Here is a 23,165-nt window from a genome sequence, read left to right on the forward strand (position 1 = left end):
GAGACCCCAGTCTGGAATAAGACGATCCCCTGAGACCAAAGTGGCGGCACGGCTGGCGAGCGGTTGGCATCCCGTGACGGGGCAGGGCACCTGTCCGGGGTCAAAGCCCCATCCCCCGCTTCCATTCGCTGTCCTTGGTCTGATCCGTCTCTTTGACACTCAACCCCAGAGGGGTCGGCTACGCGGGCGTGCCGCCCTCGCGGATTTGGACGAGCCAAACGCACGAGGGTGATTGCAGATCCGGTCAGACACTTCGGGCGCCTGTCGCGCGGGGGATGGTCCTCCGCCCCCAAGAAGACAGGAGCCAACCCCATGTCCTACAAGGATGCCACCGCTTACGCCGCCAGCCTCGCCGCCACGCTGATGGTCTCGATCGTCGTGTTCCAGGCCGGGGACGGCACCCACGCAGCGATGCCGTCCGATGAATACGATGGCGACGAAGCCCTCGTCGCCTTGGAAATCGACCCCTGGCAATGAGGCGCGAATGCGCCTCGCCCCCATCCGGCAGCGCTTACCAGCGCGCCCGTTCGGGGAAACGGCACCGAACCGAGGGGTCCGGCAAGGGAGAGATCGAGGAGGGAGCGGGCAAGGCGAGCCCGCTGAGACAGAGAGAGCGGCGGCGGGCTTGCCTGTAACCCGCTCTCCCCGGAGATCCCGAAATGACCATCCACCTTCCCGGCCGCGCTGCGCCGGCCCCTGAACTCTCGTCCGAACTTTCGCGCATTCTGGCCGAGCAGGCCGAGCGTGATGCCGCCGAAGTGGCACTGCACGCCCGGAACAAAGAAGTGCTGTTCGACGGGCTCCGCCATGTCGGCATTGCCCATGTACTGGTCAGCTTCGATGGCTCGGGCGACAGCGGCCAGATCGAAAGCATCGAGGCCCGGAGTGATGCCGACCAAAGCGTCACGCTGCCCGCCGCCCAAATCACCTTTGCTGGCATCGATTGGCAGAGTGGGGCACCCATGGAGCGCCGTCTAACCCTCGAAGGTGCCGTCGAAGAGCTGGTCTACGACCTCCTCTCCGATACGCATTCCGGCTGGCAGGACAACGACGGCGCCTATGGCGAGTTCTGCATCGATGCCCGCGCCCGGACCATCCATCTCGAGTTCAACGAGCGGTTCACCTCGTCCGAACTCTACACCCATGATTTCTGAGGGGCGGCGATGGCACATCCGTATCACCATGCCTTGTCTTCGGTGAAGAAATGGGGCGGGACGGTCGACGACTATCTCGCCTGCCATGAATTCTTCGATGCCTCAAAACTCATCCTGGCGGACTTTCGGCATCGGGCGCTCCGCCACCACGCCGAGGGGATTTTCCTGCTGGAGCAGGTCCAAGGGAAAACCCTGACCCTCTCGACGGGCCGGGTGATCCCGACCCGCTGGGTCGGCGAACAGCATGTCCGCGACGATCTGGGTTTCATCCCCAGCTTTGCCGACTGGGCACGGTCGATCCGGGCCGAGCCATGGATGGGCCGGACTCAGAAGATCGAGGCCGAGGTCGATCCGCATCTGGCGAGCCCTGTGCGGGAGGTAAGCTGACATGAGCCGGGTATATCAGAACCTCGGTCTTCCACCCGAAGCCTCTCCCCTCACGGTCGTCCGCACGGCGATCCGGCGGTGCGTCCCGACACGCTTGCAGTCCGCAGTTGGCGCGAGGCGCGTAAGTGCTACTACCGCGAGCTTTTGCAGGCCCATGCCGCCGCGCAGGCCACCACTGAGCCCCCTCAGCCCGCGGAAGCGGGCTGATTTCCCTCTCACCATCGCAATCCACTGTGACCCGGCCATCGCGGTACGGGTTTCTCATTCTGAAAGGAGCCCATCGTGGCTGACTATTTCACCCAATTCTCCTGCGTCTTGGACGTGGGGGCGCCTGACAAGGCCGTCGCGGCGCTCGATCTTTTCCTGCGCTTGCGCGAGGAAGACGAGGCCTCGGACGATCCGGAGTTCTCGGGCTTCGCCCTTTCGCTGCCGGATGGCCCGGGCAGTTCCGTCCTCTGGTTCCATGACGACGGCCAAGGCGATGTCGAAGGTGTCATCCGCTTCGTGCTGCGCCTCGCGGAAGATCTCGACCTCACCGGCCTCTGGGGTTTCGACTATGCCCACACCTGTTCCCGGCCGCGGCTGGAGGCTTTCGGCGGCGGTGCGCATGTCATCGATCTCGGAGCGCGCAAGAGCGTCGGCTGGATCAGCACCAACGAATGGCTGACCGCTGCGCTGAACGGGGAAGACATCGACGCGGTGGAGGCGCTTGTTGCATGAATACTGCCGTCTCATCTTGCAACCCCGCCTCTTTCCCCGTCCCGGAATTCGACCGCAGTGCCGATGGCCTGACCGTCGCCCGGATCGGCGATGCCGCCTATGCCATGATCCCCACGTCTGACGGTCGGCACTACCTCGGCAGCGGCTGGCGTCTGTCCAAGCCCCTGTCAGACTGGAAGCGGTCCGACTTTTACGGCCGCGGCGGCGATGTTGCTGACGAGGCTGCTTTCCGCGCCTTCGTTCAGGAACAGGCCGAGCATCAGGGCGAGAAGGCCGCCATCGGTCGGCAGGAGTTCCGCGCCCATGCCAACACGCCCTGGGGACCATCGCAGGGCGCGGTCCGCTACGGCGAGGGCGTGGCGTTCCACTCGACCTCCGGCCATGGCGGGTTCCACCTGACGGCGGACCGCAATGCCCAAGTCCATTCCCTGCTGCGCTCGGCTGGTGGCTGGTACGAAGAGGATGCAGCCTGGGCAGCCGTCGCGGCCGCCTGGCCGGATCTCTTCACGGGCCTTGAACGCCGTCAGGCCGAAGAGACGCTGCGCCACAGCTGGCCGGATGCCTGGGAGGCGATCCATGGCCGGGCGCTCAAGCCCGGTGAATCCCGCACGCGCGACGGCGAAGCCTTTGCCCGGGACAATGCGGCAAACTGGGTCGTGATCTCGGCGATCTATTCCGACCAGCATTGTGGCTTCACCGAGGTGATCGCCACGCGCGGTGGCCAACGCGACCCCAAGTCCGATGAGCGTCGGTTTCTTGTCCCCTCCGGCGACTACAAGGTCGGAACCTTCGGTTTCGTCATCGATGAGGCGCGCTACACCGCCTATGACGGCCCTTCGAGCTTCATCGGCTGGCGCGGCAGGGCAGGGGGGTGAACCCCAGATGGCGGGTGTCGATCCTGGTGGTCGGGCACCCGCCAGAGGAAGAGACGGGTGGGGGATTCCGTGACGGGTCTCAGGGTGGGAGAGAGTCTCCTGCCGCCCGTCGCGGAGTGATCCCGATGACTGCACCCATCTCCCAAACTGCCTTCCGTGGCCCCGGCGACAACTTGGTCGGCGGGGTTCTTGCCCATCTGCGCCTCGCGGACCGCTTGCCCCTGCGGGTCAGCTCCCGCTGCCTTGCGCATTGGGACGATCCGGCACTCGAACAGCTGTGCATCAATCGCGAGGTCGATCTCGGCACCTGCGGCGACCTCGCGACTGCCCTTACCCTGACCCGCAAAGCTGTCGCTTCCGGTCAAGTCGACCCCGGGCGCGATGCGGCCCTGCGCCTGGTGCCACAGTTCGTCACGATCCTCGATGCCGAGCACTGCCTCGTGTTGGCGGGTGAGGTGCAGGCAGGTGGCGTTCAATGGTGCATGCCGGTCGACAGCGATGTCGAAGCGCGGCGCGTGGTGGCCGAGGCCTGCGGGTTTCGGGCCAAGGCCCGCGCGGCAACGGACGCCGACGATCCCGCATCTGCCGCCGCGCTGCTCACCTGCGCCCAAGCGCTGGAAGGCCGTCTGGTCGACCCGTTCTGGCGCGACCTTGCGGCAGCCGCGGTCGATCTCGCCTTGGCGGCCTGATCCCTCCCCTCTCCGGAAATCTACCCCCGGCAATTGACCGGGCCATGCAAATGAGGGAACCGCTCATGCCCCAAGTGATCGCCACCACCGTCTACCGCCTTCACGAACTTCCCGACGGCGCAAAGGACAGGGCCCGCGCCTGGTATCGTGAAGGCGGCTTCGACTATGACTGGTACGATTCCGTGTACGAGGATTTCCAGCGCATCGCAGAGATCCTCGGCATCCGCCTCAAGACAAGGGTTTCCCGCCTTATCGGCGGTCGCACCCGGGAGGATCCCTGCATTTGGTTCAGCGGCTTCTGGTCGCAAGGCGATGGGGCTTGTTGGGAAGGCACTTACTCCTACCGGAAATCCGCCGCCGCCGAACTGCGCGCCTATGCGCCGCAGGACCAGACCCTGCATCGCATCGCTGGGACCTTGCAGGCGGCGCAGCGGCGGAACGTCTACCAGCTGCACGCCGAGGTTTTACATCGCGGCACCTATTATCATGCCTTCGCCATGGCAGCCTCTGTGACGCGGGACAGTTCGGCTGCGGCCGAGGTCACCGGCGATGCCGAGACCATGGTCACAGAAGCGTTCCGCGATCTTGCCAACTGGCTCTACCGCCAGCTGGAACAGGAATACGACCACCTGACCTCGGATGAGGCCGTGGACGAGACGCTGATCGCCAATGGCTATACCTTCACCGAGGAAGGGCGGCGGTTCGGATAGCCGTCCATAAAGACTGCGGTGCCCACCCCGGAGCCCGGTCATGCCTCACCGGTTGCTGCCGATCCAGCGCGACAGCAACTGCCGGTCCCGAAAACATTCGTCCGGCACGGCACGGCGCCTGATCCGCGCCAGTCGTTCGGCAAAGGCGACCTGCTTGGAGGTCGGATGGCTGGTGTCAGCAGGTTTCAGCTTCGCCTGCGCCTCGATCCAGGCGCTGAGCGAGCGGCGGTCCTGTTGGACTTCCCAGGGCAGCAGGCTCTGGTTCTTGAGCGCCAGCGACCGCGCATAGGCGATCTGGCGTTCGGTGGCGGGCAGGGCAAATGTGGCAGCGTCCATGATGGGTCTCCCATTCGGATCGTCCCATCAATATAGAACACATAGAGAACAAAATCAACTCCGCGACCGCCAAAGAGCGAGAGTTGGGTCGGAAAGCGGCGTGTTCCGGCGGGTCGAGAAAGCCGCCGGGGCGCGCCTTTCACCCATGATCCGGAGGATTTCCAATGACCCAAGCTGCAACCGCCCTGAAACCCGTGACCCCAGTGCCCGAGGCCCGCCGCATGGCATTCCTGCCCGCAATCTTCGGCCCCGCCCTGATGCTGATCGGCGAGCGCGCCGTCTATCAGTTCATGTCCTGGCTGGCCCCCGACGACTACACCGGTGGGCTCTGGCATTTCCACGAGCGGGGCGGCCAGCCGCTGTTCATGTCGCCCGACGCCGACAAGAGGTTCCGCATCTTCTGCGAGACCAACGGCTACATGGGCGAGGTTTCGGCCGAGACCGCCGGGATCATCGCCACCCTTTTTGCGCTGTCGCATCTCTCGTTCCGCCATGAGGCCGACCAGTTGTCCGAAGCCTATATGCGGCTTTACGAGTTCGCAGGTGAACATCCCGAGGCAGGCGAGATCTTCAAGGCGATTGACTGACGCGGGCGCAGCGCTAGCCGACTGACAATTCCTGACCCTTTGGCACCCTCCGGCGGTTTCGTCGGGGGGTATTTGCATTTGGCGGGTTCAGGCTGGCACGGGTGGCATTCGGCATCTGTCCGCCGGTTGAGGCATACGGATTTCCACGGCTGGACGGCCCCGGGTTTCGACGTGCCTTTGCCAGGCGATCATTTCAGCGGCAGGAATTGGGGCGGGGCGTGAGGGCAAAGGCTTCACCGTCAGATCATCATCGAGTTGGGCTGGTTGGGGTGGAGTCTCAGCCTGGATTCACCACCATCTTCGCCTGTTGGCTGCCCTCGTTCGAAAATCGTCCTTACATGCCATCACGCTGTCCGGCCTGAACCAAGTGGAGCGGCGGGCGCCGCGAGGCCGCAGGGCAGGGGGAGGCGCAGGCTGGCCTGACTGGCCGCCAGAGGTGGTTTCATCGCCGGTGGTGCCTGACCTGTCTGTCCTGACGGGCCTTCAGGGTCGCCTTGTTCTCCGTGGATTGTCTGTCCCAGCCCGCGTCCAACGGCCTCTGGTGATGGGCTGATCTGCCCGAAGGACGTCTTCGCCTCGACCGCTTTGGCGCAACAGCGTCGTTGCAACTTTCTTCCCCTGTCGGTGCGGGCACCGTCATTCCTCGCGAAGCAAGAAAGTCCCTCCTGTGCTGTCCAGCCCCCGTGAATGGGGGTGCGCCAGCGGTCGCCTCCGGGCTGTCGATCGCCATCGAGGCCGCAAGGACGCGGGCCCGAAACAGCAAAACGGAGAAAGAACATGGCGACCATCGGCACCTTCAAGAAGACCGGCACCGAATACACCGGCGAAATCTTCACCCTCAGCCTGCAGGCCAAGGGTGTGCGCCTCGTCCCCGATCTGCGGGCCTCGGGCGAGAACGCGCCCTCCCACCGGGTTCTGGTCGGCCGCGCCGAGATCGGCGCCGCCTGGACGAAGAAATCGAACGAGGGCCGCGAATACCTGGGCCTGAAGCTGGACGATCCGAGCTTTGTCGCCCCGATCTACGCCAACCTCTTCGATGACGAAGACGGCGATGGCCACTCGCTCATCTGGTCCCGCCCCAACACCCGCTGCGGCGATTGATCGCCAAAGCAAAGGCCCCGGTCGAAAGACCGGGGCCGATGGCTGGAGGTCTTGGTCGTTGCGGCTCTCAATCGACGCATTGGGTGGTCAGCGGATGGTCGCTGCAAGATCGTGCCGAGCACTCGTGCAAAGGCGTCCGAGTGGTCCAGCGGTCGCAATCATCCTCTACATCCTTGAAATTTCCGCAGAAGTTGCACACTATGTTGTATCACATGTAAAGATAGAGGGCGCGGCGCATGTTGCTCAAATCTGTTCAAATCGACCATTTCAAACACGTCCTTGATTCCACGCTCGTTGAAATACAGCCAGACATCACCTGTCTCGTCGGGAAGAACGAGAGCGGAAAGACTGCGTTCCTTGAAGCCCTTCGACGCCTCAAGCCTGCGCAAGGCAATGTCGATTTCAATATTGGCAAGCACTATCCGGCGTGGTTGGAGAAAATGCACAAGCGCCAAGGTAAGAACCTTGAGCAGTCAAAGCCCATTCAGGTCGTGTTCGAACTTAGTGATTCTGACGTTGCGGCGGTAGAAGCCGTCTTTGGGAAGGACGTTTTGACATCGCGAGTGTTCAGCCTAGCCCGCAGATACGACAACTACTACAGCCATGGGTTTGAATCTGACGAGGCCGTCGCAGTGTCCAATGCTGCGGCACTTATTGATTTGCCCAAGAAAGTCTCGACTGCGATCGCAGCGGCAAAGACGTTTGCTGACCTTAAGAAAGCGCTTACTGTCGCCGCAGAAAAGAACGGCGAAGACGCGCAAGTCCAGACGGCTTGTGAAGCGCTCCAAGCGAAGATTCTGGAGATGGTTCCCGCCGACAGCAACTTCATAAAGCGCGTCTGGCATCTTCTTTTCTCCCGCGTTCCCAAATTCTTCTTCTACTCCGATTACAGCCGACTGCCCGGCAAAGTCCGCATCCGCGAACTCTTGGAAGCTGACGCGGAGAAACTTGACGAAGATGACCAAACCGCCCTGTCGCTGCTCAAGCTGGCCGGCAGTGATCAGGACTACCTGCTGGATCCAGACTATGAGACGCGTAAGCGGGAGCTTGAGAATGTCGCCAACGCGATCTCTCAGGACGTTTTGCAATACTGGACGACCAACACGGACCTGCGGGTGCTGATCGACATCTCACAGACGACCGAAAAGCGGTCAGACGGACAACATGCTGTCCATGATGAAATGCACGTTCGGATGTATGACAACCGACACATGCTTTCGCTTCCCTTTGATGAGCGCTCCTCTGGCTTCCAATGGTTCTTCTCGTTCCTGACTGCCTTTTCCAGGTATGAGTATGACGACACGCCCGTCATCATCTTATTGGACGAGCCCGCGCTGGGTTTGCATGCGAAGGCTCAGAAGGACTTCCTGCGCTTTATCGAGGAGCGACTGGCAAAGCGCTGCCAGGTTATCTACACGACGCATTCGCCTTTCATGATCCAGCCTGACCACCTTGAGCGCGCCCGGCTTGTCGAAGACAAGGGCCGCGACACCGGTTCGGTCACGACTTCGGACGTTCTCACGACCGACCGCGACACCCTGTTCCCGCTGCAAGCCGCGCTTGGCTATGACATTGCCCAGCACCTCTTCATCGCCAAGGACAACCTTGTTGTGGAAGGACCGTCCGACTTCCTGTTCATGCAGACCATCTCCGCCCGCCTGATTGAGGACCGACGCGAAGGGCTGGACCCGCGCTGGTCGATCATGCCACTGGGCGGAGCGGATGTGATCCCGGCTTTTGTCGCCCTCTTGGGCAACCACCTTGATGTGACTGTCGTCGTGGACGCCCGGAAAGAGGGCCACCAGAAGCTGACCGAATTGGCCAAGGCCGGGTTCCTTGCGGAGAAGCGGATCATCACAATTGGTGAGATCACCGGCGGCAAGATGGCCGACATTGAAGACCTGTTCGCCAAGGACGACTATCTTGCGCTCTACAATGCCGCGTTCAGCAAGAAGGTCAAGGCCGCTGACCTGACGGGCACAGACCCCATCGTGCAGCAGATAGCCCGTGCGGAAGGGGTTGCGCGGTATGACCACAACGCCCCGGCGGAAGTCTTGTTACGAGAGCGGGCTAAGCGCGTTGCGGGCCTTTCGGCAGAAACGCTTGACGCATTCGAGGCACTGTTCAAACGCATCAACGGGACTCTGGCCCAGAGGTGAGCGACCTCCGGGCATGCGTGTGATCAGGCGAGCAATGCCTTATCTACCTGTTCGCCGAGCCGCACTGCCTCCCGGGATTGATGCGGCCGCGGCTGGTTGTAGACCCGCGAAAGGATCATCTCGCGGATGTCGGCGCTGCTTGCCTCTTCAATCCAGAAGACACTGCATTTCGGCACTTGGATCAGCAGGATCGCCGCCGCTACTTTGGTCGTGGGGTGGACATCTGGGCCTTCCAGTTCGTCCATGACGTCAAGCAACTGGCGCATGCGCCGCTCCCGAATGTGGTCCTCTAGGAACCGGCCTTGCGCATATGCGAGCTGTCTTTCTGTGCCGACCGAGATCTCGGCGTATGTCTCTCGGTCAGCTTCGCTTAGGTGAGTAAGCCGACCTTCCGTGGTTTCGATAAACCCAGGAGCAAAGCGCTCGAACAGGTCCTCCAGCATGCCAAGCTTGGTCGGGTAGTCCACAGCATCAAACATGATCATGTCGTCGATTGCGTCATGGGCCGGCCAATCCAGTTCCCCAATCGCGATTTGAATAAATGCCGAAGGATCCCTGCCCGCCGCGCGGATTTGCTCACCAAGATCATAGACCAAGCCCATGGCGGTCTTAAGACCCCAACTCCCAAACGGAAGTTCCGAAACGATTTCCCGGGCCCCATTGTCCCTGATCCGTGTGACGACGATCTGTGGTGCGGTCTGCATTCTTCTGCCCTCGAGCTTTCCGAGAGAGTTGGGGAGTAGTCCCGGGTCGTGCAAGACCTCTCCGAACTAACTCAGTGACTTAGACGCTGTGGGAGAGATCGCGCGACTGAAGTGGCAAGTTGGCACCTCCCGGCGTTCTGCCGGGACCGCGCTCTGGTCCTCCGGACTGGAGCCAGCCGCGGCAGTCTCCCCCCTGCGGGCGACGATCCCTGGCGCGAAGAGGGAGAGGGGTGCCGGGACGGGTTAGGTCCGGCGGGTGAGAGAGAGCGCTGATCGGGCCTGACCCGCTCCCGCTCTCTTGAGGAACTCCCGATGAACGACCTTTCCCCGGCGACCCTGGCGCAAGCGCCGGTCGCACCGGCCTCTGTCATCTTGGCCGCAGCTGACACGCTACTTCCCTTGCTCGAACGCGGGCATCGCGTCGACGCCGCCACGCTGCGCACAGCGATGGAAACTGCCTTTGGCGCTTCCGATGCCTCCGGCCTCTGGGACTGGAAGACAGCCTATGAGGCCTGCGAGGCCGCGACCGTCCTGTTCCTGCGGAAGTACGGCCGCACGATCTTCCGCCAAGCTGGCGCACCTGCGGCGCGGCTGGCAGCGCTTTCGAAAATCTCCGGCCTCCTGCCCAGCCACACGCGCCGCTCCGAGGAAAGCCAGGCCTTGCAGCAGTTCTCCACGCCGATCCCGCTCGGGTTCGCAGCACTGTCCGCAGCGGCAATCCGACCTGACGATGTGGTGCTGGAGCCTTCCGCCGGCACCGGCCTCTTGGCCATTCTCGCCGAAATCTCCGGCGGCAGCTTGATCCTCAACGAACTGGCCGACACCCGAGCTGACCTCCTCTCTTCGCTCTTCCCGGCCCTTTCTGTGACCCGCTTCGATGCGGCGCAGATTCATGACCATCTCGATGCTGGGGTCGTGCCGTCTGTCGTCCTGATGAACCCGCCTTTTTCCGCAATGGCGAATGTCACCGGCAAAGTTCAGGACGCTGCCCTGCGTCACATCGCGTCCGCCCTGGCGCGCCTCGCTCCGGGCGGGCGGCTGGTCACGATCACCGGTGCGGGTTTCGGCCCCGACATACCCGCCTGGCGCGAGGCTTTCGTCCGACTGCAGGAAAGTGGGACCGTCGTCTTTTCGGCGGCCATTGACGGTTCCGTCTATGCACGTCATGGCACGACGTTTTCGACGCGGCTGACCGTGATCGACAAGGTCCCTGCCGAGGATCCCACGCGGTTCTCCGCCTCTCTTGGCATGGGACCAGACGTTGCGACCCTTCTCGGCTCGATCACCGACCATGTGCCGCCGCGTGCTGCCGTCGATTTGCCGAAACCGCCGTCACCTACTTCGCCCGCGCGCTCAGTCCGCGGCTATCTCGCTCGGGCCAATGCTGCCCCCGCCATCCGCAAGCCTGATGCATCCCCGGTGGCTGTCGAACTCGGCTACGAGACCATCGATGCGGTGCCGGCCGACGCCGCCCGCCTGTCGGATGCGATTTACGAAGAATACGGCCTGCAATCGATCCGGATTCCCGGCGCTTTGCCGCATCCGACCAAGCTGGTGCAATCCGCTGCGATGGCCTCGGTCGCACCGCCGCGGCCGACCTATCGGCCCATGTTGCCAGCGGACATCAGCCAACGCCTGTCCGATGCCCAGTTGGAGACGGTGATCTATGCCGGAGAGGCCCATTCCGACCATCTTGCCGGAAGCTGGACCATGGATGAGACCTTCGACACCGTCAGCGCGGCGGCCGAAGGCGCCTCGGGCGCGGTCCGCTTTCGCCGCGGCTTCATGCTGGGCGATGGCACTGGCGCGGGCAAGGGCCGCCAGTCGGCTGGGATCATCCTCGACAACTGGATGCGCGGACGTCGCAAGGCGGTCTGGATCTCGAAATCCGACAAGCTGATCGAGGACGCGCAGCGCGACTGGTCAGCACTTGGCCAAGAGAGGCTCTTGGTCACGCCGCTGTCGCGCTTTGCCCAAGGCAAACCTATCACCCTGTCCGAGGGCATCCTCTTCACCACCTATGCGACACTGCGCTCGGATGATCGCGGCGAGAAGGTCTCGCGCGTGCGCCAAATCGTGGACTGGCTTGGGCGCGATTTTGATGGGGTCATCATCTTCGACGAGAGCCACGCTATGCAGAATGCGGGCGGCGGCAAGGGCGAGCGCGGCGATGTCGAAGCCTCACAGCAGGGCGGGGCGGGCCTGCGCCTGCAGCATGCATTGCCCGACGCTCGCATCGTCTATGTCTCGGCCACCGGGGCGACGACCGTCCACAATCTCGCCTATGCGCAGCGGCTCGGTCTCTGGGGCGGCGAGGATTTTCCCTTCGCCACCCGTGCCGAATTCGTCGAGGCGATCGAGGCCGGTGGAGTCGCGGCCATGGAAGTGCTAGCCCGCGATCTGCGCGCCCTCGGCCTCTACACCGCAAGGTCGCTCTCCTATGACGGCGTCGAATACGAACTGGTCGAGCATCAGCTGACCGAGGAGCAGCGCCGCATCTATGATGCTTACGCGGGAGCTTTCGCCGTCATCCACAACAACCTCGATGCGGCGATGGAGGCGGCGAACATCACTGGCTCGGATGGCACGCTGAATCGACAAGCCAAGTCCGCTGCCAGATCGGCCTTTGAGTCCACCAAGCAGCGCTTCTTCGGTCATCTGCTGACCTCGATGAAAACCCCGACGCTGATCCGATCCGTCACCGCCGATCTGGCGGAGGGCCATGCCGCGGTCATCCAGATCGTCTCGACCGGCGAGGCGCTGATGGAACGGCGCTTGGCGGAAATCCCGACCGACGAATGGAACGACCTTTCGGTTGATGTCACGCCCAGGGAATACGTCGGGTCGTATTTGCAACATTCCTTCCCGGTGCAACTTTATGAGCCCTTCACCGATGGCGAGAGCAACCTGTCGTCGCGCCCGGTGTTCCGCGATGGCCAGCCGGTCGAATGCCGCGAGGCCGTCGCCCGGCGCGATGAGATGCTGGAACACCTCGGTTCGCTGCCCCCCGTTCCGGGCGCGCTCGATCAGGTCATCCAGCATTTCGGGACGGAAGTGGTCGCAGAGGTCACCGGTCGGTCGCGCCGCATCGTCCGCAAGGGCGAGGGCCCGGCGGCGCGGCTGGCGGTCGAGACCCGAGCTCCGTCGGCCAATCTCGCGGAAACCTCCGCCTTCATGGATGATCAGAAGCGCGTGCTGATCTTCTCCGATGCCGGCGGCACCGGGCGCAGCTATCACGCCGAATTGTCAGCCAAGAACCAGCGGCTCAGGGTTCACTACCTGCTTGAGCCCGGCTGGAAAGCCGATGCCGCCATTCAGGGCCTTGGCCGCACCAATCGGACCAACCAGGCGCAGCCCCCGCTGTTCCGGCCAATCTCGACCGATGTGAAGGCGGAGAAGCGCTTTCTCAGCACCATCGCGCGCCGCCTTGACACGCTCGGCGCCATCACCCGCGGGCAGCGCCAGACGGGAGGGCAGGGGCTGTTTCGGCCCGAGGACAATCTCGAAAGCCTCTATGCCCGCGACGCGCTGCGCCAGCTCTACCTTCTGATCGTGCGCGGCAAGATCGAAGGCTGCTCGCTGCAGCGTTTCGAGGCGGCGACAGGCCTGAAGCTGATGGACACCAATGGTATCAAGGATGATCTGCCGCCGATTACCACCTTCCTGAACCGGCTGCTGGCGCTGACCATCGAGATGCAGGGCATTCTCTTCACGGCCTTCGAGCAGCTGCTCGAGGCGCGGATCGACGGTGCGCTCGCTTCGGGCACCTATGATCTCGGGCTGGAGACCCTGCGCGCCGAGAGCTTCCGCGTCACCGACCGGCAGGTGATCTACACCCATCCGACCACTGGCGCGGAAACCCGGCTTCTCTCCATCACGGAACGCCGGCGCAATCGGCCGCGATTGCTGGACGAAGCGCTCGTCGAACTCGACGACCCGCGCGCTGTCCTGATGTTTAACACCCGCTCGGGTCGGGCGGCGGTGCAGGTGCCGACCACCAGTCTAATGCTGGACGATGGGGAGATCGAACGGCGGGTGCGGCTGATCCGCCCCACGGAAAGTCAGAACATCGCCATCCGCCTTATGGGCGGCACGCAATGGGTCGAGACGGATCGACCCAACTTCGTCGCGGCCTGGAATGCCGAAGTGGCCGAAGTGCCGGAGTTCACCGACAGCACACTCCATGTCGTCTCGGGTCTTCTCCTGCCCGTGTGGAAACGCCTGCCCCAGGACGAAACCCGCGTCTATCGTCTGCAGACCGATGACGGGGAGCGGATCATCGGTCGCCGGGTGTCGCCCGCCTGGGCCGCCACGGCCACCGGGGCAGGGGTGCCGAGCCTTTCCGCGGAACAGGCCTTTGCTGCGCTGATGGAGGGTAAGACGATCCTCGATCTGGCCGAGAGCCTGCAACTCCGCCGCTCCCGCATCATGGGGGTGAACCGGATCGAGCTGACCGGGTTCACCGAAGGCATGCGCGAGCGGCTGCGGGCCTACGGCCTCTTCAGCGAGATCATTTCGTGGAAACTGCGCTTCTTCGTGCCGGTCGGACCTGATAGCGCGGGAGTTCTTGCCAAGATCTTCAACCTCTGGCCTATCTCCCGCATTTCTGAGCGTGAGGTTGCCTGATGTCCCGCATTGATGCCGCAGATTTGGCGCAGCGCCTTGGCCGACAGGCCGAGGCTGTCTGCCGGACCTATCTCTCCAACGGGCGCAGACAGGGCAACTACTGGCAGGTTGGCGATGTCCGCAACACGGCAGGGCGCTCGATGTTCGTGCGCCTCACTGGTCCCGCTTCAGGCAAGGGTGCCGCTGGAAAGTGGCAAGACCCATCAGAAGGTAGCCATGGTGACCTTCTGGACGTCATCCGCGAAAGCCTCGGGCTGGTCGACTTCGCCGACGTACTCGAGGAGGCCCGCCGCTTCCTCAGCCTGCCGCAACTGGAATCGGGGTCGAACACCCCAACCCCGAAACTGGCACCCGCACCGTCTGGATCGTCGGAAGCGGCACGGCGGCTCCTTAGCATGTCCAGTCCGCTAAAGGGCTCGCTGGCAGCAACCTATTTGGCAGGACGCGGCATCACCGATCTCCGCGACACTGGCGCCCTGAAGTTCCACCCGAACTGCTACTATCGGGGGCAGGGCGAGGATCAGACCGAGACCTGGCCCGCGATGATCGCTGCCGTCACCGACCTCGCAGGCAAGGTCACCGGGGTGCACCGCACTTGGCTTGCGCGCGATGGCGGCTCAAAGGCGCCTGTCGACACACAGCGGAAGGCGATGGGGGATTTGCTCGGCCACGCGGTCCGGTTCGGGGTGGCGAAAGAGGTCATGGCAGCGGGGGAGGGGATCGAGACCGTGCTATCCCTCCGACAGGCCTTGCCCAGAATGCCGATGGTTGCAGCGCTGTCGGCCGGACATCTCGCAGCCCTCCACTTTCCAGCTCATCTGCGCAGACTCTATATCGTCCGCGACAACGATCCGGCGGGGGACGGTGCAAGGGATAGTCTAGTGGCCCGGGCCCACGGGGTCGGGATCGAGGCGATCACGCTCTCGCCCATACTGGGGGATTTCAACGACGATCTTGTCACCCTTGGTCTGGATGCACTTCGGGCGCATATCCGGGTGCAACTCGCGCCGGAGGACGTCAGCCGCTTCATGGCGCAGGATCATGTGAACCGTCAAAGCGGGTGATCCCAGAGGTCCGACCTCATCACGGGCATACGAGGCTGCAGTTCCATCAGCGGGACCGCGCCTCGGCCTTCTAGAGGGCGAGCGGCCCACAAGCGGTCCGGTCAGGCAATGGCGGCGCCCGACTATTTTCCGCCGGCGGCAGAGCCGCCTTTGCATCGCGAGGCAAAATAGCCGGGCTTGGCCATCGAGGCCCTCGCAAGAGGCTCGGGCTGCCAGACCGGACCGCTTGTCGGCTTTTCGTCGCCATGAAGGCCGCGACGGTCGCGGTCCAGACGATGGAGCATCCCATGTACGCCCATGACGAATTCGAACCCGATCACACCTTCTCGCCGACCGACACCATGATCCAGGACCTTCAGCTCTATGGCTACCGTCCCGCAGCGGGCGAGGCCGATCCCCGGGTCACGCCCGAAGACCACGTCATCCAGACCGCGGTGGCTGACATCTTCGACGCCCTGATTTCCACCATGGCCGACACCAGCCTCGATTTCGACCTCGACGAGATCCTGTGGTCGACCGTCAACACCTTCCACCGCGCCGCCGAGCGGATCGAGACCAAGCTCGACGATAACGAGCAAGCGCAGAAACGCCTTCAGCGCGAACAGGACGGCTCCGAGGTGAAATCCGTCCAGCTTGAAACCCTCATCGACATCGGCCAGGGCCTGATCGACCGGCGTGAGAGCATGGAACTCTTCCGCGAAACCGCTGCGGACCTCTTCCTCAAGGCCACCGGAACCCATTGGTCACCGCGTTCTGGCTCGCGCACCAGCCATCGCCACCTAACCGCTGCGATGATCGACAGCCGCGACTTCATCGCCGCCCAGAAACGTGCTGAGACCGAGAGCCTGGTGCCTCCGGGACCCAAGGTTGCCTTCTCGGGCGGGGACACCACCGATCACCGGGTGATCTGGGACCGTCTCGATCAGATCCACGCCAAGCACCCCGACATGGTGCTGTTGCACGGTGGATCACCGAAGGGCGCCGAGCGCATCGCGGCCACCTGGGCCTCCAATCGCAAGGTGCCACAGGTCGCCTTCAAGCCGGACTGGACCAAACACGCCAAGGCCGCACCCTTCAAGCGCAACGACCAGATGCTCGACTGCATGCCGATCGGCGTCGTGGTCTTCCCGGGCACCGGTATCCAGGACAACTTGGCCGACAAGGCCCGCAAGATGGGCATCCCGGTTTACCGTATGGCGACGGGCAGCGCGTGAGCGCTGCCTTTGGCAAAGGTCACTCTTGACAGCCTATTGGAAAGTCCCGAATGCCTAGCGCGGTGTGGGAACTTCCGCCGAGCAGCCTTCTATGCAAATGAAAAGGTGCATGAGTTCTAGTTGGGCGTTATCCCTGATTTGCGCCCAGCTCTGCGCAGTGTATTTGGCAGCATCAGGTCAAGTTCATTCTCGGAGAAGGTTAATTCTTCACGATTCTTTATCCCGTCCTGCGCTTTGCGATAAGCAGTCCCGTCTGTGAGAGGAGCAGTGGAGTATACCTCGCCAAGCTCGTTCTGGAGGGTTTCCCTGCGCGTCCGAAGCGTTGCAAGTGGGACGGCGTCATCGAGCGCATCGGTGATCAGGCTCAAGTAGGACTCACGGATCTTCCAAATGCTCGAAGCGGCTTCTCGGTGCTTTTGGGCCATCGTCGCGGGATCAAATTCTTTGATGCAAGAGTTAAAAATTAAGCTAGAGATTGCCAGGATCGCAGTGGCATAACTTGCGTACCCTGAGTAGCCAGAGAGCGGGCTATTCGCATCGAACAATGCTCCGACGGCTCCGCCAGCAATCAAGGCTGAGAGGACTATGTTCACCCACTTTAGCCAGCTTTGATAGCGATCGAACCGCTCAGCCATCTTTTCGTGTGTCTTGTGCGTATAGGCGCACCGGCCATAACATTCGCGCACCTGGCTCTCGATTTGATAACGCGGATCAGAATGGATGGGTTGAACCAAATAAAATCCTCCAATGTGGGTAGCGCGCTAGTCCGTTATTGTTGCTATGCGGCATTCTCTGCGTCCTCCGCACTGCGCGAGCTGATAGGAACCCGAATTGAGTCCCTAGCGACTACTACTCCTCGTTGAACAGCGTAGCATTCGACTAGGTGGTCGCCTCGGAAACTTGTCGTCTCGCGGCACTCCCTCCCGCCATGATCCCGTGCAATCTGCCCACGAATCATGTCGCGGCGCTCGGCCTCCTCACCGCAGTTCAGGATCTTCCAATACCACTCAATATCTTCAGGCAGGTCCGCAAAATCGGTCACGAAGAAGTGGAGGTTCTTCTTTGGAAGAAGAATGCCGTGGCCTTCCAGAAGATCGCGAAGCAACCCAGGACGAAACCCGTTCTGTGTCACCTCGCAATTAATGCTTAGTTCGTAACGGATATCCATACGGAATTTGTCTTCGGCGAACTCCTCGGTGTTCCGGAACACGTGAGTGAAAGCAGCAGCTTCTCCGGCTGCGCTCTTCGCGGGCGCGGGATAGGCGTTACCGAATACTTCGCGCCACTTCTGACGTTCGTTTTTCTGGCCACTTGCCTCAATCGCCTTGAGAGTCAAGTCATAGGCTTTCTTGGCCTTTCTCTCGAAACGTTTCTTCACGCGGACCCGCTGGCGACTGCCGAGGGCTGCATATTCTGATTGCTTAGGCTGGTCCGCTAAGAATTTGAAGAAATCCCGACACATGTAATCGTAGTAAAGGTAGCTTCTCGAGTCGTATTCATCGGTCGAGTCGAGAAAGTTGTAAGCCAAGGTGTCAATCAGCAAGCCACCTATCGCAACGCCATGCTTGTTTTTCCAGGCTCGCGCCATCTTGCACAATCGACGGAGATTCCGGTTCCTGCGCGCATTGGCTGCTCGCATTTCGTCGATCTCGGCTTGCGGCTTAGTGATTTTCCACGACCCACCGTTCGCCGTGTCTGGGTACTTGTAGCTCCCATCTGCCAGCTTAAAGGCTGGCATCACCTCAATGTGGAAATCCTTGTATAGCACGCGAACAACCAAACGATCTACTTTTACGGTTGTAGTGGGGTATCGCCGTTTGATGGCATCCCTCGCGTCGCGAAGTAGTGTGTACGGGTCGCCGCTCTTGTAGGTTTCCCACTTCGACGCAGGCATCAAGTAAATCATGTCTAGGTCTGAGATACCTTTGATGGCTGTCCATCGCCCGTACGACCCTACCTGAAGGCTGTTTGCTGACTTTGAATCTGTATCCCGAAATTCCTTGTTCAGGGCAGCAGTTACCTCCCCGTATCTCAAAGAAATCGTCTCTGCGTTGTCGACTTGGATATTGTCGAGAAACGTCTTGAAGTCGTCCGCTATTCCCATATTGCCTCGCATCGACTTCGGTCATCATCCGACCGGGACCAACTTAATCTACTGAAATATAGGCGACCTTACCACGTCTCCAAACGGTTTATGTTCAAATTTGCCTTCGAGTGAGTATGCTTTGGCAACGTCAAATCCTATCAAAAATCGGGTGGTCTTTTTCGCCGCGCTCCCAAAGAATCTCACGAAACCTGTTGGTCACAGCGGGGTTCTTAAAGTACCGCGCATAACGCTCAATCTCGCCTTGCTGTTCCCCAAAATCCTTGGCGAGATACTTTGGCTCAGTACCTTTCAAGAACTCAGTCCAAGGGACCAGAAGCATGGTGGCGAAGCATTCAGCCTCAAGTTCTTCCTGCGTATCCACGATCTGACAAATAGTGCCGTTCGCTTCCTCACTATCTTCCTCTATCTTGGCCCACTCCTGAATCGGCAGATAGGTTTCGGCGGCCGAGATCAAGAGCCTAGAGTGAAGAACATGGTGGGCGTACTCATGGCATATAACATGGCGGCGGAATCCACTGCCCCTAACGGCCATTTTATACCCTTCTTCTTCCAAAAGAATGATATGCCCTTCTGCGGTCCCAACAATGCAAGCGAACGCTCCCCGGGCATAAGTAGGCAGGACTTCAACAACATCGAAGTCGAACTTCTCGTCGCGGGCGGATTCGGAGGCAAGCAGATTTTCGAGGTTCATCTTGCGAGTGTCTGGATCAGTAAATTTTCCCCGGTGGTCCTCCGCCAAGAGACAAAGATCTACAAATCGTTCCAACGCCATAGTGGGGCGCGGTGGTACTCTTTTCGACTTCCGCTCGACACGTTGCTTGCTCGCAGAGCGGGTGTTGGAAAACTCCAACGTGGCAACTTCGAGGGCCAAGCTGGGGTCGAGATCCTTCATGATAAGCTTGCGAATGCCTTCGACGGTACGTTCGGACAGCTTGTCTCCAAACTGAGCTAGAAGCGCATGGATAGAGTCATGCGTGAGGTTCTTGTTCTTGGCGGACAACCGTGAATTCGAAAAATCTGCGAATCTCCGCAGCTTGCAGATTTCTTCGCCATCGAGGTCGAGGGCCTCGATATACTTCCCAATGATCGCATCATTGATACTGGTTCGCTGATGTTCAAGCTGGCTTACACGCGACAAGGATTCCCCGATGGACGCGGCGAAAGCGGACTGGGTGATGCCTTTTCGGACACGGACGTCCTGGGCTAGGCGACCAAAGGAAGAACGCATTTCAGCACCTACATCGGTTGGGGGTGATTAGGTTTACTGAATTTTGATAAAGTCCAGCCGAGCGGTTGTCAATATATTGTGGTGGTTTTGCTGAAGGATGGAAGATAGTGTGCTGTTCACAAGCCGTAGCGGAAGGTCTGGCCACGCTGGCGCATTTTGTTTTCGTTTGCGCTGGCAGTTGAGCGAGGGTGGATCGAGCAGAGGTAGATGACTAGGGGTAGAGTGTTGTCAGCTTGCTCGCCCCTTATGAAGTGGAAGGTGTAAAGCAGGAGATGGGGCGTGGATACTCCGGTTGACCAGCTATATTACATAATCTTTATTATAGGTCTTTTACTAATAGATTGAAAATAATACGAAATTAGAGAATTCAGAAATCTGAGCCCTTTCGGTCTGCGCCAAGTGACACCCAATCTTGCCCGCCGAAGGCAACAAGGGCGATCTGGAGAACGTCACGCACGACGTCGACACGGAACACGATGGTCAAGCGATGACCCCGGCCACCGTGGCGGACCAGCCATCCCTCAAGCGGACCGGTAAGGCGCATGCCAGACATCGGGTTTGCAGCGATGTCGCGGATGAGATCGTCGATTTCGTCAAGCCGACGGGCGGCGGCCTCGAAATCGCCCTGAGTGACCTCGACGATATGGTCCACGATCCCGACCAGGTCGCGTTCGACCAGCGGGTGCTTACTCTGGCGCATCAGGATTTCGTGCTGTTCTCTTGGGCGGCCTTGAGCTGAGCCAGATGTTCGCGCGCAGACCTTGTGAAGGTGCCGAGTGCCGCCACAGGTTCCCATTGATCAGGTGGCAAAGCAAGGCGCCGTTGCACCTCGGCTTCCAGCAAGGTGCGTTCGCGCTCCCGCGCGGCCTTGGCACGGGCCATTTCACCAGAGACCGCAGCGCTGACATTGGGATACTCGCCGGCTTCGACCAGTTCGCGGGCGAAGGCGAAGGCCGCATCGGTAAAGCTCACGCTCTGCTTATGCAAGGTCATCGTTGGCGCTTCGGTTGGTGTTCCATTGGAGTACCATACTTCAACCGAGGCGCACTAGCAACTCGGCTACAGCCCCGGATCACAGCTTCCCGGCCCTGAGAAGGAGCATTTCGTGACCGGCCTCTTTCTCCTTCCCGCTGAGGCCCTGAGGTCAATCACCTCCGACCGAGGCTTCAAATTCCTCGCTTAGCCCCACCTTCAGATGGGCCTCGGCGCCGCCGTCTGGCTCTACGATCCCCAGTCGTTCGGGCGGAAGCAGGCGCCCTGCCCTAGACTCACTATCGGTCAAATGCGCACTTCGGCATGAATCCACATAAGCTTGGCGCACTGCGACGCCGTTGGGGAGAGAGCGGCATCCACCTCATCTCTGCCTGTACGGAACTTCAAATCTTCTGCTCCGGCTCCCGGCCGCACTTTCTTTCGTCAGGATATCGCGAATCCTTCGGCCGAAGGGGTCGGACGGGAGGGACCTAATCGAGACCAGCCGCAACCTGCGCTCGGAAATAATGGTATTCGACAGGAATTCGCGGGATGATGTATTTTCCGACCCATCGGATCGGGAGGCCGCGCCGCATGCCAGAGCCCAGGACCCACCGCCGTCTTGCCGCCATTTTGGCCGCAGATGTCGTTGGCTATTCAAGGATGATGCAGGTTGACGAGGCTGCAACCCTCGCGGCGCTAAAACTGCGATGGCGGGACGTGCTTCAGCCGGGTGTTGCGCGGCACCATGGCCGGGTTGTCAAGGTGATGGGCGACGGGGTTCTGGTGGAGTTCGGCTCGGCCGTGGATGCCGTGGACTGCGCGCTCGATCTTCAGGCGCGGTTTGCACAGGCCAACGCGGATCTGCCCGAGGCGGCTCGGATCGCCCTTCGGATCGGGATCAACCTCGGTGACGTGCTTGTCGAGGGAGGCGATATCTTTGGCGACGGCGTCAACATCGCCGCGCGTCTGGAAGGGATTGCCGCGCCCGGTGGCATCAGCGTCTCGGCCAAAGTCCATGCCGAGGTGCAGGGCAAGGTCCAGGCGACCTTTGCCGATGCCGGTCTCGTGGCGCTGAAGAACATCGCCCAGCCGATGCAGGTCTTCAACGTCACGCCGCCCGCGCAGGGGTCCGCGGTCGCAGCCGTACCAGCCCAGTTGCCTCCGGGAAAGCCGTCGATTGCAGTCCTGGCGTTTCAGAACATGAGTGGCGATCCCGGGCAGGACTACTTTGCCGATGGCGTGGTGGAGGACATCACCACGGCCCTGTCGCGCCGCAAGCAGCTGTTCGTCATCGCCCGAAATTCGAGCTTCAGATACAAGGGCCAAGCGGTCGACATCAAGCAGATCGGGCGCGAGCTTGGCGTGCGCTATGTGCTGGAAGGCAGCCTGCGGCGTTCTGGCGACCGGTTGAGGATCACCGCACAGTTGATCGACGCCACAACCGGTGCGCATCTCTGGGCCGAACGCTATGATGGCGTTCTGGCCGATGTTTTTGACCTGCAAGATCAGATCACTAGCCGAGTCGCTGGTGCCATCCTGGCGAAGGTGGAACTCTGTGAAGTCGAGCAGGCGCAGCGCAAGGCCCCCGGCAACCTGGACGCCTACGACCACTATCTGCGTGGGTTTGCATGTCACCATAAATGGACATTTGAGGCCAGCAGCGAGGCGCTGACGCATTTCTATCGGGCCATCGCACTCGATCCCGGCTTTGCGCCTGCCTATGCATTCGCGGCGCAATGCTATGTGATGCGCAAGATCGTTGCCTCCGGAATTATCAGCGACGAGGATGTTGCCGAGGCAGAGCGCCTGGCCTTGCGGGCAGTGGCCCTGGACCCGGCAGACGACGTCGTGATGCAAATGGCATCGAGTGCCATCGGCTACGGTGTTGGCGACGTTCGCCGCGGGCTGCTTCTGGGAGAGCGCGCATTGCAGCTGAACCCCAATTCTGCCCAGGGGTGGTTCATCCAAAGCTGGAACCGTCTGTATGCCGGTCAGTTCGATGCCGCCATCGAACATTGCGAGCAGGCAATGCAACTCAGCCCGCAAGACCCCCTGCTCTTCCAGATGGATGTCTGCATCGCCCATGCCCATTTCACGGCTGGCCGAAATGCCGAGGCACTCGCCTGGGCCGAACGTTCCCTGAGCAAGCGACCCGCAAACCCCGACGCCCTGATCGTGCATGCCGCCAGCCTTGTCGATCTTGGCCGGCAGGAGGAGGCGCAGGCCGCTTTCCGGCACTATCTTGCGCTTGACCCAGACTGCAGGCTTGGCGAATTGCCCAAAGGCATGCCCTTTACCGACCCACGGCATCTGGCGCGCTGGACCACTGCTCTGAGGCGGGTTGGAATGCGCGAATGAACCAGCAGGGCATGGAGGGTTCGACGAAGAGGCTGAACAGATTGCGGACGTTTCGTGAATGGGTTCCCGCCATCGTTACGCTGATGCTTGGGGCGCCTTGAGCTGCCTCCCGAAAATCGGACAGTGAACGAAGCTACGATCTGAAGTCTGCTGATCTCCAAGCACGAGGAG

Annotated in this window: 21 protein-coding genes; 15 read left to right on the forward strand and 6 right to left on the reverse strand. The window is 61.4% G+C overall.

Going from position 1 to position 23,165, the window contains the following annotated elements; genetic code table 11:
* Window positions 1-312 precede the first annotated feature (312 nt).
* The 7 genes from AC1DZT_RS19510 (at window position 313) to AC1DZT_RS19540 (ending at window position 4,535) form a co-directional block, all read left to right on the forward strand.
* Complete coding sequence (locus AC1DZT_RS19510; RefSeq protein WP_478008313.1) at window positions 313-477, forward strand: hypothetical protein; 165 nt, start codon at window positions 313-315, stop codon at window positions 475-477.
* Between the two features lie 182 nt (window positions 478-659).
* The gene (locus AC1DZT_RS19515) at window positions 660-1,154 is read left to right on the forward strand and encodes a DUF6878 family protein (RefSeq protein ID WP_478008314.1); all 495 of its coding nucleotides are present in this window, start codon (window positions 660-662) and stop codon (window positions 1,152-1,154) included.
* A gap of 9 nt (window positions 1,155-1,163) precedes the next feature.
* Window positions 1,164-1,541: a DUF6915 family protein gene (locus AC1DZT_RS19520; RefSeq protein WP_478008315.1), complete on the forward strand. Its 378-nt coding sequence runs from the start codon at window positions 1,164-1,166 to the stop codon at window positions 1,539-1,541.
* A 282-nt stretch (window positions 1,542-1,823) separates the two neighbouring features.
* A complete protein-coding gene (locus tag AC1DZT_RS19525; protein WP_478008316.1) occupies window positions 1,824-2,261 on the forward strand; it encodes a hypothetical protein in 438 nt (145 codons plus the stop codon).
* Window positions 2,258-3,136, forward strand: coding sequence for a DUF7007 domain-containing protein (locus tag AC1DZT_RS19530; protein ID WP_478008317.1), 879 nt, complete (start codon window positions 2,258-2,260; stop codon window positions 3,134-3,136). The genes AC1DZT_RS19525 and AC1DZT_RS19530 overlap by 4 nt, the downstream gene beginning before the upstream one ends.
* A 125-nt stretch (window positions 3,137-3,261) precedes the next feature.
* Complete coding sequence (locus tag AC1DZT_RS19535) at window positions 3,262-3,825, forward strand: hypothetical protein (protein WP_478008318.1); 564 nt, start codon at window positions 3,262-3,264, stop codon at window positions 3,823-3,825.
* A gap of 65 nt (window positions 3,826-3,890) precedes the next feature.
* Window positions 3,891-4,535, forward strand: coding sequence for an antitoxin of toxin-antitoxin stability system (locus AC1DZT_RS19540; protein WP_478008319.1), 645 nt, complete (start codon window positions 3,891-3,893; stop codon window positions 4,533-4,535).
* Between the two features lie 45 nt (window positions 4,536-4,580).
* Here AC1DZT_RS19540 and AC1DZT_RS19545 read toward each other — a convergent pair whose 3' ends face one another.
* Complete coding sequence (locus AC1DZT_RS19545; RefSeq protein ID WP_478008320.1) at window positions 4,581-4,871, reverse strand: hypothetical protein; 291 nt, start codon at window positions 4,869-4,871, stop codon at window positions 4,581-4,583.
* 164 nt (window positions 4,872-5,035) lie between these two features.
* On the opposite strand from AC1DZT_RS19545, the gene AC1DZT_RS19550 reads away from it, so the two are divergent.
* The 3 genes from AC1DZT_RS19550 (at window position 5,036) to AC1DZT_RS19560 (ending at window position 8,718) form a co-directional block, all read left to right on the forward strand.
* Entirely contained in the window at window positions 5,036-5,458 is a 423-nt protein-coding gene (locus tag AC1DZT_RS19550) for an antirestriction protein (protein ID WP_478008321.1), read from the forward strand.
* 777 nt (window positions 5,459-6,235) lie between these two features.
* Window positions 6,236-6,559 carry a DUF736 domain-containing protein gene (locus AC1DZT_RS19555; RefSeq protein WP_478008322.1) on the forward strand — a complete coding sequence of 108 codons (324 nt, stop codon included), beginning with the start codon at window positions 6,236-6,238 and terminating at the stop codon, window positions 6,557-6,559.
* 236 nt (window positions 6,560-6,795) lie between these two features.
* Window positions 6,796-8,718: an AAA family ATPase gene (locus AC1DZT_RS19560; RefSeq protein ID WP_478008323.1), complete on the forward strand. Its 1,923-nt coding sequence runs from the start codon at window positions 6,796-6,798 to the stop codon at window positions 8,716-8,718.
* A 23-nt stretch (window positions 8,719-8,741) separates the two neighbouring features.
* Here AC1DZT_RS19560 and AC1DZT_RS19565 read toward each other — a convergent pair whose 3' ends face one another.
* Entirely contained in the window at window positions 8,742-9,422 is a 681-nt protein-coding gene (locus tag AC1DZT_RS19565) for a hypothetical protein (RefSeq protein ID WP_478008324.1), read from the reverse strand.
* 312 nt (window positions 9,423-9,734) lie between these two features.
* Here AC1DZT_RS19565 and AC1DZT_RS19570 point away from each other — a divergent pair, with 312 nt between their 5' ends.
* From AC1DZT_RS19570 to AC1DZT_RS19580, 3 genes are all read left to right on the forward strand, one after another.
* On the forward strand, window positions 9,735-14,048 hold the full coding sequence (locus AC1DZT_RS19570) for a strawberry notch-like NTP hydrolase domain-containing protein (RefSeq protein ID WP_478008325.1): 4,314 nt from the start codon (window positions 9,735-9,737) through the stop codon (window positions 14,046-14,048).
* A complete protein-coding gene (locus tag AC1DZT_RS19575; protein ID WP_478008326.1) occupies window positions 14,048-15,112 on the forward strand; it encodes a DUF7146 domain-containing protein in 1,065 nt (354 codons plus the stop codon). The genes AC1DZT_RS19570 and AC1DZT_RS19575 overlap by 1 nt, the downstream gene beginning before the upstream one ends.
* Before the next feature lie 287 nt (window positions 15,113-15,399).
* Window positions 15,400-16,326 (forward strand): DUF2493 domain-containing protein, encoded by a 927-nt coding sequence (locus AC1DZT_RS19580; RefSeq protein WP_478008327.1) that lies wholly within the window; start codon window positions 15,400-15,402, stop codon window positions 16,324-16,326.
* 116 nt (window positions 16,327-16,442) lie between these two features.
* Here the strand turns inward: AC1DZT_RS19580 and AC1DZT_RS19585 are convergent, their stop codons facing one another.
* The 3 genes from AC1DZT_RS19585 to AC1DZT_RS19595 form a co-directional block, all read right to left on the reverse strand.
* On the reverse strand, window positions 16,443-17,060 hold the full coding sequence (locus AC1DZT_RS19585) for an SLATT domain-containing protein (protein WP_478008328.1): 618 nt from the start codon (window positions 17,058-17,060) through the stop codon (window positions 16,443-16,445).
* 44 nt (window positions 17,061-17,104) lie between these two features.
* Entirely contained in the window at window positions 17,105-18,430 is a 1,326-nt protein-coding gene (locus AC1DZT_RS19590; RefSeq protein WP_478008329.1) for an SMODS domain-containing nucleotidyltransferase, read from the reverse strand.
* A 130-nt stretch (window positions 18,431-18,560) separates the two neighbouring features.
* Window positions 18,561-19,661 carry an ImmA/IrrE family metallo-endopeptidase gene (locus tag AC1DZT_RS19595; protein WP_478008330.1) on the reverse strand — a complete coding sequence of 367 codons (1,101 nt, stop codon included), beginning with the start codon at window positions 19,659-19,661 and terminating at the stop codon, window positions 18,561-18,563.
* Between the two features lie 412 nt (window positions 19,662-20,073).
* Between AC1DZT_RS19595 and AC1DZT_RS19600 the strand changes: the two genes are divergently transcribed.
* Window positions 20,074-20,400, forward strand: coding sequence for a hypothetical protein (locus AC1DZT_RS19600; protein ID WP_478008331.1), 327 nt, complete (start codon window positions 20,074-20,076; stop codon window positions 20,398-20,400).
* On the opposite strand, the gene AC1DZT_RS19605 is transcribed toward AC1DZT_RS19600, so the two are convergent.
* Entirely contained in the window at window positions 20,361-20,654 is a 294-nt protein-coding gene (locus tag AC1DZT_RS19605; protein WP_478008332.1) for a hypothetical protein, read from the reverse strand. The genes AC1DZT_RS19600 and AC1DZT_RS19605 overlap by 40 nt on opposite strands.
* 531 nt (window positions 20,655-21,185) lie before the next feature.
* Here AC1DZT_RS19605 and AC1DZT_RS19610 point away from each other — a divergent pair.
* Window positions 21,186-22,994, forward strand: coding sequence for an adenylate/guanylate cyclase domain-containing protein (locus AC1DZT_RS19610; protein WP_478008333.1), 1,809 nt, complete (start codon window positions 21,186-21,188; stop codon window positions 22,992-22,994).
* Window positions 22,995-23,165 lie beyond the last annotated feature (171 nt).

This window comes from Rhodobacter sp. P1_C2 (assembly GCF_056406375.1).